The sequence below is a fragment of the Mucilaginibacter sp. A5337 genome (assembly GCF_059690695.1).
The window spans coordinates 26,196-39,363 of the sequence record NZ_JCAWEC010000007.1; the positions used below are offsets into that span (position 1 = coordinate 26,196).

Consider the following 13,168-nt stretch of genomic DNA (forward strand, 5'->3'; position numbering starts at 1 on the left):
CCGAACCCGAAATCAATCACTATTTATGCTTCGAACTCATGTAAAAAGTGATCTCGCCGCCATTCATGATCTCATCATGGCTGATGAACAACTTATCAAGCGGTTTGCCATTTAATACCATCTTTTGCACATAAACGTTTTTAGCGCTTTGGTTCTTCACGTTGATGGTAAACTTTTTACCGTTATCCAGGTTGATAACCGCATGGTCAACAGCCGGGCTGCCGGTTGAATATTGATCTGAACCAGGCGCTACCGGGTAAAAACCAAGCGAGGTGAAAATGTACCAGGCGCTCATCTGGCCGGTATCATCGTTACCGCCCAAACCATCAGGGGTTGGCTTATACATCATCGGCAAAATCATGCGTACGCGCTCCTGCGTTTTCCACGGTTTATCCGTCCAGTTGTACAGGTACGCTACGTGGTGTGATGGTTCATTACCATGTACATAGTTGCCGATAATACCATCACGTGTAATATCTTCTGTTTCGGCAAAATATTTATCGGGCAGGTTCATGGTAAATAATGAATCAAGATAACGCACAAAACGCTTATTGCCACCCATCAGTTTGATCAGGCTTTCAGGATCCTGAGGCGCAAATAGCGTATAGTTCCAGCTGTTACCTTCAATAAAACCCTCATTAATAGTGCTCAACGGATCAAACTTGGTTCTGAAGCTACCGTTAGCCAGTTTGGGGCGCATGAAACCAACAGCAGGGTCATAAACATTTTTATAGTTTTCCGAACGTTTGATAAACTCTTCATAAATGTCGTTCCTGTTTAACTTTTTGGCAAGCTGAGCTATGGCCCAGTCGTCAAAAGCATACTCCAGGGTTGAAGACACTGATACGCCACTTTTTTCATCAGGAATGTAGCCTTTATCCATATACTCGCCAATACCTTCGTAATCGCGGTGGCGGGCTGTGGCAACGCAGGCATCAAGCGCTTTATTAGCATCAAAGTTTACATTGCCTTTTATCACAGCATCGGCAATTACAGCAACGCTGTGGTAGCCACTCATACACCAGTTTTCGTTGCCCGAGTTTGACCATACCGGCAACATATGCTCCGGGCTTTGATCAAAGTGAGCCAGCATCGACTGGATCATATCAGCATTACGTTTTGGCTCTATGATATTGAACAGCGGGTGTAATGCGCGATAAGTATCCCAAAGTGAAAACGTGGTGTAGTTGGTAAAGCCATCTGCCTTATGTACATTTTGGTCGAGCCCTTTGTACTGGCCATCAGCATCCATATACAACGTAGGGTTGATCATGGTATGGTACATAGAAGTGTAGAAGTTTTGCTTGGTTTCTTTGCTTCCGGCAATCTCAATTTTATGCAGTTCTTTTTCCCAAAGCTGCTGACCGTCATTTTTTACTTTATCAAAATCCCAGCCCGGTGCTTCGGTACGCATATTATTCATAGCGCCGTCCATGCTTACAGGAGATATCGCAAATTTGATCTTGATCTTCTCCCCTTCTTCAGTTTTAAAGTCGAAGTAGCTGCGGATCTGCCTGCCTGCAATTTCAGGGAAGTTTTTGGTTTGATTGAATTTACCCCAGAACCCGCCATACACCTCGCGTTTATCATACTTTTTATAGCCATGCTGATAAAAAGGTTTTGAAAAACTCATAGCGAAATATAGCGTACGGGTACGGGCCCAGCCATTGGTTTGACGGAAACCAACAACGGTTGAATCATTAACTACCTTAAGGTAAGTCCATATATTTTTGTCGGGATAGTTATAGATCCCCGCCATAAGGTCAAGTATAATGTGCGACTGATCAGACTTAGGGAAAGTATACTGATGAAAACCAACCCTGGTTGTGGTCGTAAGTTCGGCAGTTATGTTATTATCATCAAGCTTTACTTTGTAGTAGTTAGCAGCACTTACCTCATTTTGGTGCGAAAATGCCGAACGGTAACCGCTTCCTGACTTGTCTGCAGTACCTGGATTAAGTTTCAACCGGCCAACTGTAGGCATAATTAAAAAATCCCCCAAATCTGAGTGCCCCGTACCACTGAAGTGTGTATGACTAAAGCCCACTATGGTTTTGTCGTCATACTGATATCCCGCGCAGTATTTGTACACATCAGGATTATAGTGACCGTCTTTTTCATAACTGGCGGTATCCGTTTCAGGGCTTAATTGTACCATACCAAATGGCACCGTAGCACCCGGATAAGTATGCCCCATGCGTTGAGTACCTATAATAGGGTTAACATAATCAACCAGCTTTTCTGTCTTGGTTTGAGCCTGGCTGTAAACGGCCGAACCTATTAATAATGCTGTAAGAAATCTTTTCATTTGTACTTTTAGTATATCATTGCTTCTGGCTGCGCAGGAAAACATCCATCGTCACCGGCCTTACTATTATTTCAGCCATTAGCTCTTTTTTGTGATAAGTTGGCTAATTTATATAAAACACAGCGCCCAATATGATTGAACTGTATTTGTTACATATATAAATTAAACAGTAGGGTTAGCCGCATATGCAGCCCACAATTCATCTACTGTTTTGCCGGTAAGGTTTTTCCAGCTATCGTTGGTAAAAGTATGCTCACGCAGTTGCTTGTCAAGTATTTTCACCAGATCAGGCTTTATATTTTTCTCTGCCCAAACCAAAAAGCGCGCAGTTACACGGTAGGCATTATCATAGTTTTGGGTCGACTTAAATGCCGGCAATGCCCATTTAGCTCCGGCGTTATCAACGCCAAATTTAAAGCGTGCATAATCAGCAATCCCTTCGGTAAGCCATCCCGGGCCATCGCTGTTGCCATAGGCCTGTACAATGTGCATTACCTCGTGTGTAACCACATCAATATCACCGGGATGCTTGGTCATATATTTTGCACTAAATACTACGGTATCATTACCGGTAGCCGCTACGCCATCATAGGCAGTATCAATAACAAAGGTCACTTTTTTAGATGTTTTTTTGTTGTACTCCTTTGCCAGTTTAGGGTATACTTCAAAAAATGTTTTAATCAGCCTGTCTTTCAAACCGGTGCTGAATGCTGCATCTTTATTGATAAAAGTTACCTCGTAACCCTTTTGCTTAAAAACTTCCTGTGCATTAACTTTAAAGTTGGCGAGTGAACCCGAAATTAAGAGGAGTGAGAAAATAAATATTTTTTTCATGAATAGTTTTGGTTTTTGCGATTGTGATAGTGGTAAAACCGTTCAAATATAGATAAAACGTTTTATCATTAAAACACAATCTTATGTAATATTATTAATAGTTTCTGCTTTGCTTATTCAAAATAAGCGCCTGTTGCTCTTCAAACAACAGGCGCTTTTATTAATTAAACAATATTAGTAAAAAAGAACTATGAAGCATTTGAATCACTGGAGATCCCACTCTCCTGTTGCATTACCACCCGATTTGGACAGTACATTATTCAAATGTAAATAAATAAAACGTTTTACCAACCTGTTTTAACATTTTTTGTTTACCAATACTAAACTCAGTTTTACGCTGAAGTCCTGGATACCGTTGATCCCCGCTCAATCAGTTTAGAGGGAATCTGGAGATCGATTTTGGAAGCATCAAGTCTATGGGTATTGATCTGCGCCATCAAAATATCAATCGCTGATTTTGCAATGTCATAAGTTGGCTGCTGGATAGTGGTAATACCCGGCGGATACAGACTAAATACCTCATTATCATCAAAGCTAATTACGGCAAGGTCTTCGGGGATTCGGAGCTTAAGGTCTTTAATGGCTTGCAAGCCCATGGTGCCCAAATAATTGGTAGTAAAGAAAACGGCATCCATCTGCTTTTGCTTTTCAATAAATGCTTTAATGGCCTCTACCCCTTCATTTTTATCCATGTCAAACGGGATCTTTAAAACCTGCTTACTGGTGTCTTTCAGTTTATGATCCTTTAACGCCGCCTTGTAGCCGAGGCTCCGATCATTAAGCTGAATCAGGCCCAAATCTGCCGTTACCATCCCGATATTTTTATAGCCCGAACGTACAAAGCAATCCACCACATTATAGGCGCTTGCAAAATTATCAACCAGTACATGGGGAATACTTGTTCCGGGGAAATATCCGTCAATCAACACCACCGGCTTTTCATTATCAACCAGGTTCTGGATATCCTTTTCCAGGCCTTTCATTGGGGTGATGATATAACCATCAACCAATTGCTGGCTTAGCATCCTGATCATATCCCTACCTTTTTGCAGGTTATTGTTGGTGCTGCAATATATAATACGGTAGCCGCTTTTTTCGGCCTCCTCTTCTATCACTTTGGCCATCTCTCCAAAAAAAGGCCCGCCAATACTCTCAACCACAAGCCCGATAACTTTTGAAACACCTGTACGCAACCCCACAGCCATACGATTGGGCTCATAGCCGTTCTTCTGTGCTACATCTAATATTTTTTTGCTTATTTCTTTGCTAATACGGCCTTTACCATTTAAAACAAATGAAACAGTGGTTATTGAGGTATCGGTAAGTTTGGCTATATCCTTAATGGATATCTTTTTTTTCATCATTGTTTCTCAAATTCAGGTTAAGGTTTAGTACGCCCGCCGTTTTAAAAATTCTGTCAATTTTATGCTCAATCAATAATCAGTCAAAATAGGGAAATTTCTATCAAAACCCGGATTTCTGTCTCTTTTTTGGTCAAAAATGGCAAATTTATCCTACTAACTGCCAATATTTTGTCCACACGATCAAAAGATTTCGAACCGAAATGGTAAATATAGTGCATGACTTCCATTTTCGACCTTTTTCGCAACAATTTGTTACAAAACGCTCAAAACGGGGATAATTTACGGTGAGACCAAGGACGCATTCAATAAAAGCCTTCATGTTATCAAATGATAACGAATTAATGCTAAATTTAGATTTTGTGTTTTCCCTGGTTAATTGACATTTTAAAACTACATGAGCATAACGCCAAAACTTAACCGTTTTGATCTTTCAATGATCGTTGTGAGCCTTGTGATAGGCATGGGCATTTTTGCAGCCCCTGCCGAAGTAGCCAAAAACTCAAGTACACCTCTTTTATATTTCGGCGCCTGGCTGCTTGGGGGGGCAGTAAGCCTGTGCGGTGCGCTCACCTTTGCCGAAATTGGCGCCCGCTACCCTACCACCGGTGGTTTCTACAAAGTATTTTCATATTGCTTCCATCCTGCTTTTGCTTTTATGATTAATTGGGTGCTGGTGATAAGCAACGCAGCCTCGGTGGCTGCCGTAGCGCTTATAGGTGCGGAATATATTAATCCGGTTATTATGCCCCAAAGTTTGCAAAACGATACAGGCATCAAGATCATGACCATAACCTCAGTACTTATTCTATATATTATCAATTACCTGGGTATTAAAATGAGTGCACGCACCCAAAACGTACTTACACTTTTTAAAATAGGCATGATCCTCATTTTATGCGCCGCGGTGTTCAAAGGCAATATAGCTACCACCAAGGAAGTTATTGCTTATCATAATAATAATAACATAAGTGCGTTCGGATTAAGTTTGGTGGCCGTATTTTTTACCTATGGCGGTTATCAGCAAACTATAAATTTTGGAGGCGATATTATAAACCCGAAAATCAATATCCCCAAGGCTATATTTTTTGGAATAGCAACAGTGATATCATTATACATGCTTATCAACTTTGCCTATTATTCGGTTTTAGGTATCAGCGGGCTTCAGCACAAAACCACGCTCGCAGCGACACTTGCCGGGGTTTTATTTGGTGCAGCAGGTTATAAAATTGTATCGTTGCTCATGTTTGTCTCCGTATTGGCCTTTGTAAACGTTAATATCATGGCCAATCCCCGTGTTTATTATGCTATGGCCGAAGACGGCATACTACCTGCCCGCTTTAAACGCGTAAACAGCCAAACCCAGGTACAGGAATTCGGTCTTACTTTTTTTGTTGGCGCAGTGCTCGTTATCTTGTTTTTCGCTAATTCGTTTCAAACAATATTAAGTTATGTGATGTTTTTTGATACTGTTGGCCTTTCAACTGCTGCTATCACAATCTTCATTTTACGGCGCAAAACCAAACAGCTTAACAATACCGGCATATACATTATGAAGTGGTACCCGCTTATCCCTGTCATATTTATTACCACGTATTGGTTTGTCACTATCAGCATTTTTATCGAAAATCCGCAGGCAGCTTTAATATGCATCAGCGCATTTATTGCAGGCCTTGTTATTTACTATATCACAAAACGAAGCCAAAAACCTATTACTACACTTTAAACTATGGATTTGTCATTTATTTTAAATGAACTTGGGGAGGAGAGAGAAAACTACTTTAACGCCGTTTCACCGCCCATTATGCAATCAAGCAATTTCTGTTTTAAAGATGTTGCCGGGTTAAGGGAGGCCATGAGTGATGAATTTGAAAGCAACCTGTACTCAAGGGGGCAAAACCCCACACTCAATATACTCAGAAAAAAACTCGCCGCTTTAGATGGGGCCGAAGATGCCCTTTTATTCAGTAGCGGTATCAGTGCTATAAGTGTCCCCATTTTATCACTCTTAAAAACCGGCGATCATATTATCGCTGTTGATAATCTGTACAGCTGGACAATTAAGTTATTTAAAGATTTTCTACCCAAATTGGGTATCACCACAACGTTTATTGATGGAACAGTTTTTGAAAATTTTGAACAGGCGGCAACACCCCAAACCCGCTTAATTTACCTCGAAAGCCCTAACACATTTTGCTATGCATTGCAGGACATCAGAAAAGTGACCGGCTTTGCCAAATCAAAGGGAATCACAACCATGATCGATAACAGCTACTGTAGTCCCCTTTATCAGCAACCCATATCAATGGGGGTTGACCTGGTGGCGCAATCGGCTACCAAATACATCGGCGGTCACTCAGATGTTGTGGCAGGTGTGCTTACGGGCAGTAAAGCCCTGTTAAAAAAGATCTTTGAACATGAATTTATGAATACCGGACCGGCACTGTCACCAAACTCGGCATGGCTGCTGCTCCGTGGATTAAGAACGTTGCCGCTTCGCTTGCAGCGGAGTTTTGAAAGTACCCGGATCATTACAGAATGGCTTGCCACCCATCCGGCGGTGCAGGATGTGATCTGGCCTTTTAGCCCGCAATTTAACCAGGCTGATTTAGTTAGCCAGCAAATGCAGGGCTGCGGGGGACTGTTTAGCCTTATCTTAAAAAACAGTTCATTTAGTAAGATTGAAAAATTTTGCAACAGCCTGCAACATATCCTCCTTGCTGTTTCATGGGGAGGGCACGAAAGTCTTGCTGTTCCGGCCATTGCTTCATTTAGTGAGGCTGAATACTCGACCGATAACGGCCATCACCAATTGATCAGGATGTACATTGGCCTGGAAGATCCTCATTATTTAATAGCAGATATTAAGCAAGCTTTAGAAAAGTAAACAATCCCGGCCTCGCGCCGGGATTACTGTTTGGTTTGGAAAATCAATAGTTAATTTATTTATAAGGATGCGTGTTGGGTGCCTTTTGCATGCTGATGCTCAAAATACAGGTATTTGATCTGGTACTCCCTGACAATACTATCATAAGCCATCAGATCGGCATCGCCATGAAAATAATTGCGGATGCTGTACCTGAAGTCATTCTGCTCCGGGAAACTCCTGTACACATTTACTACAGTTAAGTTTAAAACAGGTGTTGCAGTACCAGTGCTGTAGAAGTAAGTTTCGGCTCGGGAATAACCTTTTCCCTGCGGTATCAATTGTACATGTGCATAAAGCGGAAAACCGGCTGTATCAATTATCTGATATGCTTCATTTTGATAAAACCTGTAATCTTTACCTCCATCGCGGTAGCCAAAAACATTGCCCTTTAACAAACTGATCTTTTTACTTCCGGAAGTAACGCTGATATGGTTTCCTCCTAAAAATTCATGGAGCTTTAGTTTTTTACCCGCTTCGGGTACGTAGCTCAGCTTACCGGTTTTATAATCCTGAGCTGTAAGATAAATCCCCGCTTTTACATTTTCGTTTTGTGCCATCAGGCGGTTTGCCTGTATACCGATCACCATCATGATGATGATCATTTTAATTGAAGTTTTCATTTTGTTTACTATTTAATCTTGAAATTAAGGGCATAAAAAAGCCGGGCGGCAAAACCCGGCCTCCAACCTTTACTAAACCTACCCTTACAATCCAAACGGGATAAGTTATCGCGGTTTTAAAGTATGTTTATACTGTACGCCTCTCTGCGCTTAAAAACGCACCAGTAAGGCAGCTATAAATCTTGTTTCAGAATTCACCAGATCGGGCGTAAAATTGGTACCGCCGAGCGGTGTAGTATTATAACCATCGGGCGAGGTAACGCCACCATGACCGGCAAAATAAGGCACATCGGCGTGGCGGTGAACTACCTCCATTCTGAAAGTCAGGTAATCGTTAGGCATCAGGTCGACAGTGGTTGAATAGTCATAAGCATGAAACTTATCGCCAGGATTAGCCGAGAATGGATGTGTGCCGATTGCCCCGGTACCTACCGCCGGAATTGGGTTTGCATCACCTGTTGGATAAAGTACCAGGTAACGGCCCGGGTTATTCATTACGCCACCACCTATAGTCCAGCCTAAGTGACCGTTAGCCATCACCATACGATTGTAAAACATAGCGCTGGCAAAATATTGGGCAGGGCCTTTAACAGGGTCTGATTTAAAGCCGTTAACGCCATCGCCTTTTTCAAAGCCAAGGTCGCCGGTTAGCGAGAATGCCATGCTGTTTACAAAAGTGTTTTTGTTTTTGTAATAGCGCATCTCTACGCTGTTATCAGTATGGAAACGTTTACGGCCTGGCTTGTCCTGGGTGTCGGCGCCGTAGTAGTTGTTGGTTAGCAATTGCAGCCACTCTTTTGGGCGCCAAAGGATTTGCCCACCAATACCCGGCCTGCTGTTAAACATACCATATGATTGCCAGCCGTTGATCAACCAAGGCTCAATTTTCAGTTTATCTGATACGAAGATCTGAACGCGGATACCATTAAAAAACCATGGCGTATTATCACTTGTGAAGGATGGCTGGTAAGCCCAGTTCTCGGCATTATAGTACGAGAACAAGCCTACGTACGACATGAATATACCCGCATCAACGTTAATACCATTCAATACATTGAAGTGATAACCGGCGTTAGCCTCGCTCAGATAGCGATAAGCGGTAGAAAGATCAAACTGCCCGCGGGTAACACTAAAGTCATTGCGGGGTACAACTGTCGACCGCGTACCGAATTGGGTAAGTACGCTGGCGCGAACGTTATCGTAATGGAAATCGCCACCTAAGGCAACAGTTGAAATTTCAAACTCATGATCACGGGCTAAAGCGGTTGAACCAACTACTGTATGGTCTATGGGGTTATTATTTGATGCAGTGTAATTAAAATCAAGCAGGAAACGACCGGTGAAATATTTAGTATCAAGCAGCGCCTTGTGACGGTGGTCGTTGCCGTTAAGCCAGGTAAAATCGCCAAAGGCAAATGGCTCGGGTTTTGTTTTTACAGTGTCTTTAACAATGGTGCTGTCTTGTAAAGATGCAGCGTTTGCCTGGGCATAGGCTAAAAGTAGTGTAAGACCTAAGGCAATAAATAAGAGAAGTTTTTTCATTTCGAATATGAGATTATTTGTTCGCGGCCGGGACGGTTTGCAGTGTTTAGTTTAATTGTCCCGACCTGCGTTAATTATGGCACGCCTGCCAATTGCTATACCAAAGCAGCTGCAATGTTTTTGGCCGATTTGATTATCAGCAGTTTATTAGTTTTTACTTTATTTTTTATTTGTGGGTATCTGAATGATCCTTTTCATTTTGAGATGGTGGTTTTCTCATGCTGAGTTTGAAAATCCTTGACCTCTCATCGCTACCGCAAGCGTCCTCGCTTGTGGACTTTATGCTAAACTATGCAAGCGACTCCTTTTTCTGGCGCAAGTCTTGTGTGGTGGATGTTGTAGGGCTGACTTGTGCCTTCCTAAAGTCACAAGTCAACCGCCCTCATGGCCACCACACAAGACTTGCGCCTGAAAAAGTTAATTTTGATTGCTCATTTTTATCAGTTCATAATAATATGGTACTCTTCAATTTTGCGGTACAGGGTAGCTAAGCCAATTCCAAGAACTCTTGCAGCCTCCGATTTATTCCCTTTAACATACTTCAGTATCCTGCGGATGTGGTGGCGTTCAACACTGTCCAGGTCAAGTGCTACCAGGTCATAATATCCGCCGTTATGAAATTCATTCGGCAACAGTTTTGGGGTCAGCATCGGCTCATCCATCAGGATAATTACCCGCTCAATTACATTTTTAAGCTCGCGGATGTTACCGTTCCATTTATGCTGGTTAAGTAGCTTAAAAAAGTTTTCATCCACGTCGGGCTGCTTTTTCTTCACTTTGGCCGAATACAATTTAATAAAATGCCTTGCCAACACTTCGATATCCCCCATCCTGTCCCTTAGCGGAGGCAGCACAATTGAAAATCCTGAAAGGCGATAAAACAAGTCGAGCCTGAAATGGCCTTCTTCCGATTCTTTTTGTAAGTCGCGGTTGGTAGCTGCAATGAGACGTACATTTACCTTTACGGTCCTCGTTTCTCCTATTTTAATAAAAGTTCCGTTTTCCAATACCCGCAATAGTTTAGCCTGCAGGTCATGGCTCATTTCGCCAAGCTCATCTAAAAATATGGTACCGCCGTTGGCTTCTTCAAATAAGCCTTTCTTGTCCTTCAGCGCGCCGGTAAATGCACCAGCTTTATAACCGAATAATTCGCTCTCTAAAAGCTCCTTGCTAAAAGCGCTGCAGTTAACAGCAACAAAAGGCTTGTCTTTGCGCAAACTTTCATAATGGATGGCTTCAGCAAATACCTCCTTACCTGTACCTGTTTCTCCCAAAAGCAAAACGGTGGCATCGGTGAGGGCTACTTTTTTTGCCAGTTCAACCGCTTCCAGTATCGCCGGTGATTGGCCAAGCACTATCGGGAAACCATGTTGAGTTTCAACCTCATTTTGCAGCTCGTTAATGTGATATTGCAGGTTGGCCTTATCAAGCGCTTTACTTACCAGCGGAATGATCTTGTCGTTATCATCTCCCTTGGTTAAATAATCAAAAGCCCCGTTCTTGATAGCCAACACCCCATCGCTGATAGTACCAAAAGCCGTTAGGTTAATGATTTCGATGTAGGGTTTTATTTGTTTGATGCGTTGTACCAGCTCAACACCGTTGGCGTCGGGCAGCTTTACGTCACTTAATACTACCCTTATATCCTCGCGCTCAATGAGGCGCAAACCTGCTTTTGCATTGGCAGCCTGAATCACATGATAGCCTTCCAATACCAGAATGCGGGCCATCAGTTCGCTGAGCTTTACCTCGTCATCAATTATTAATATGCTTGATTTCATTTTTGTATTTGTTTGGATTATTGATGAGCATCAGCGGTAGCGTTTCCAGCAACCGTACGTATAAACTGATCCCCTTCTTGATCTCTTCGAGGTAGATAAATTCGTCGGCCGAATGCGAACGTGCCGAATCGCCGGGACCAATCTTTACCGAAGGAATAGATAACCAGGCCTGATCAGATGTGGTGGGCGAGATATAAGTTTTGCAACCAACGGCAATCCCCGTTTTAACAATAGGATGCTCAGGAGATACCGATGAAGCCCCCAGCGAACCCGGGCGCGGGTTTACCTGGCAGGATACATTACGTTTAATAATATCAACAATCTCATGTTGTGAAAAGGTATCATCATGCCTGATATCAACAGTAAACTCGCAGCGGCCGGGCACAATGTTATGTTGCGAACCCGCTTTGATAGTGGTTACCGTCATTTTTACCGGCGAAATCCCTTTTAACTGTTGTGGAAACTGATACAGGCTAAACCATTCCAAATCACGCAGGCATTTATGAATGGCGTTATCACCCTCCTCACGCGCAGCATGACCAGGGCGACCGTTACTAATACAATCAATAACCAGGTTGCCTTTTTCGGCAATGGCCATTTGTAATAAAGTAGGTTCACCAACTATGGCCAGTTCGCAGTTACCTAACAACGGGAGGATTGATTTGATACCATTTTCGCCAGAGTTCTCTTCTTCGGCAGTAATGGCGAGACAAAGGTTAAAACCTAAACCGTGGTAGCTGTAAAAATGCAGGAAAGCGGCTATTAACGATACCACACAACCACCTGCGTCATTGCTTCCAAGTCCATAAAGTTTTCCATCTGTTATTTCCGGGCAAAACGGATCTTTTGTGTACCCCTCGTTTGGCACAACCGTATCCAGATGAGAGTTAAGCAGTATTGTCGGTTTAGTTTCATCGTAGTATTTATTAAAGCACCAGATATTGTTCCCCTGCCGTTTCACCTTTACCGAATAACCAAGCAGATGTTGCTGTATGATATCAGCAACCGCACTTTCATCGCCGCTGAGCGATGAGGTTTTGATCATATGCTGCAGCAGCACAACAGACTCGCTGAAGAAATGCGGATTTAAAGGCAGTGTATGTCCCACCAGGGAGGTGGCGGGCAGCTCATTCAATGTTTTTATCATAGCTAATTAATTTAGTTGAGGATCGAATAACATGGCAGTACACAAGCAATTGCAGCGATTTTTACTTTGCAGCACATCATAGTTTACACAACTTTTGCAGGCATCCCAAAAACGTGGCTCACGTGCTACTTCGGCATAGGTTACGGGCTCAAAACCAAGACGGGTATTCATTTTCATAACGGCCAAACCGGATGTGATACTGAATATTTTTGCTGTTGGGTATTTACTGCGCGAAAGGTTAAAAATGCGGTTCTTAATTTCGGAGGCTACACCTTGGTTACGGTGCTGCGGCGAAACAATAAGACCGCTGTTTGATACAAATTTTCCGTCATCCCAGGTTTCGATATAGGAGAAACCTACCCATTCGCCATTTTCGGTCACGGCAACTATAGCCTTTCCGCTGTCGATCTTTTCTATTACTGAGGCAGCCGATCTTTTGGAAATACCTGAGCCCCTTGTCATGGCCGAACTCTCCATCTCTTTGATAATCTGATCGGCGAACACCACATCGGTCGGGATAGCCGGCCTCACAATAATTCGTTCATCTTCCATTTTATATGTTTATTTCAGCTATCAGCACGGATTTGTTGAATAACTGTACATACCCCAATGCCAAAAGAATGCCCGTTGTGGCACGTATGTACCA

General features: G+C 42.8%; 10 protein-coding genes. 2 read left to right on the top strand and 8 right to left on the bottom strand.

Annotated elements, in window-relative coordinates; genetic code table 11:
- Positions 1-19: 19 nt before the first annotated feature.
- From AC59JO_RS22930 to AC59JO_RS22940, 3 genes are all read right to left on the bottom strand, one after another.
- Complete coding sequence (locus AC59JO_RS22930; protein WP_497308246.1) at positions 20-2,308, bottom strand: GH92 family glycosyl hydrolase; 2,289 nt, start codon at positions 2,306-2,308, stop codon at positions 20-22.
- Between the two features lie 162 nt (positions 2,309-2,470).
- Positions 2,471-3,142 carry a basic secretory protein-like protein gene (locus AC59JO_RS22935; RefSeq protein WP_497308248.1) on the bottom strand — a complete coding sequence of 224 codons (672 nt, stop codon included), beginning with the start codon at positions 3,140-3,142 and terminating at the stop codon, positions 2,471-2,473.
- 332 nt (positions 3,143-3,474) lie between these two features.
- Entirely contained in the window at positions 3,475-4,503 is a 1,029-nt protein-coding gene (locus tag AC59JO_RS22940; protein WP_413667111.1) for a LacI family DNA-binding transcriptional regulator, read from the bottom strand.
- 397 nt (positions 4,504-4,900) lie between these two features.
- Between AC59JO_RS22940 and AC59JO_RS22945 the strand changes: the two genes are divergently transcribed.
- Complete coding sequence (locus AC59JO_RS22945) at positions 4,901-6,229, top strand: APC family permease (RefSeq protein WP_497308250.1); 1,329 nt, start codon at positions 4,901-4,903, stop codon at positions 6,227-6,229.
- 3 nt (positions 6,230-6,232) lie between these two features.
- Complete coding sequence (locus AC59JO_RS22950; RefSeq protein ID WP_497308252.1) at positions 6,233-7,390, top strand: trans-sulfuration enzyme family protein; 1,158 nt, start codon at positions 6,233-6,235, stop codon at positions 7,388-7,390.
- Between the two features lie 59 nt (positions 7,391-7,449).
- Here the strand turns inward: AC59JO_RS22950 and AC59JO_RS22955 are convergent, their stop codons facing one another.
- The 5 genes from AC59JO_RS22955 to AC59JO_RS22975 all read right to left on the bottom strand — a co-directional run bounded on the left by AC59JO_RS22955 (position 7,450) and on the right by AC59JO_RS22975 (position 13,074).
- Positions 7,450-8,052 carry a hypothetical protein gene (locus AC59JO_RS22955; protein WP_497308254.1) on the bottom strand — a complete coding sequence of 201 codons (603 nt, stop codon included), beginning with the start codon at positions 8,050-8,052 and terminating at the stop codon, positions 7,450-7,452.
- A gap of 150 nt (positions 8,053-8,202) precedes the next feature.
- Complete coding sequence (locus AC59JO_RS22960) at positions 8,203-9,594, bottom strand: outer membrane beta-barrel protein (RefSeq protein ID WP_497308256.1); 1,392 nt, start codon at positions 9,592-9,594, stop codon at positions 8,203-8,205.
- Positions 9,595-10,034: 440 nt separating this feature from the next.
- Positions 10,035-11,375, bottom strand: coding sequence for a sigma-54-dependent transcriptional regulator (locus AC59JO_RS22965; protein ID WP_497308257.1), 1,341 nt, complete (start codon positions 11,373-11,375; stop codon positions 10,035-10,037).
- Positions 11,350-12,522 (bottom strand): M20/M25/M40 family metallo-hydrolase, encoded by a 1,173-nt coding sequence (locus tag AC59JO_RS22970; protein WP_497308259.1) that lies wholly within the window; start codon positions 12,520-12,522, stop codon positions 11,350-11,352. Before AC59JO_RS22970 ends, AC59JO_RS22965 begins: the two co-directional genes overlap by 26 nt.
- A gap of 6 nt (positions 12,523-12,528) precedes the next feature.
- Entirely contained in the window at positions 12,529-13,074 is a 546-nt protein-coding gene (locus tag AC59JO_RS22975) for a GNAT family N-acetyltransferase (RefSeq protein WP_497308261.1), read from the bottom strand.
- Between the last annotated feature and the right edge of the window lie 94 nt (positions 13,075-13,168).

Coding starts and splice junctions, on each gene's coding strand:
- AC59JO_RS22930 (WP_497308246.1), bottom strand. CDS start 2,308: ATGAAAAGATTTCTTACAGCATTATTAATAGGTTCGGCCGTTTACAGC.
- AC59JO_RS22935 (WP_497308248.1), bottom strand. CDS start 3,142: ATGAAAAAAATATTTATTTTCTCACTCCTCTTAATTTCGGGTTCACTC.
- AC59JO_RS22940 (WP_413667111.1), bottom strand. CDS start 4,503: ATGAAAAAAAAGATATCCATTAAGGATATAGCCAAACTTACCGATACC.
- AC59JO_RS22945 (WP_497308250.1), top strand. CDS start 4,901: ATGAGCATAACGCCAAAACTTAACCGTTTTGATCTTTCAATGATCGTT.
- AC59JO_RS22950 (WP_497308252.1), top strand. CDS start 6,233: ATGGATTTGTCATTTATTTTAAATGAACTTGGGGAGGAGAGAGAAAAC.
- AC59JO_RS22955 (WP_497308254.1), bottom strand. CDS start 8,052: ATGAAAACTTCAATTAAAATGATCATCATCATGATGGTGATCGGTATA.
- AC59JO_RS22960 (WP_497308256.1), bottom strand. CDS start 9,594: ATGAAAAAACTTCTCTTATTTATTGCCTTAGGTCTTACACTACTTTTA.
- AC59JO_RS22965 (WP_497308257.1), bottom strand. CDS start 11,375: ATGAAATCAAGCATATTAATAATTGATGACGAGGTAAAGCTCAGCGAA.
- AC59JO_RS22970 (WP_497308259.1), bottom strand. CDS start 12,522: ATGATAAAAACATTGAATGAGCTGCCCGCCACCTCCCTGGTGGGACAT.
- AC59JO_RS22975 (WP_497308261.1), bottom strand. CDS start 13,074: ATGGAAGATGAACGAATTATTGTGAGGCCGGCTATCCCGACCGATGTG.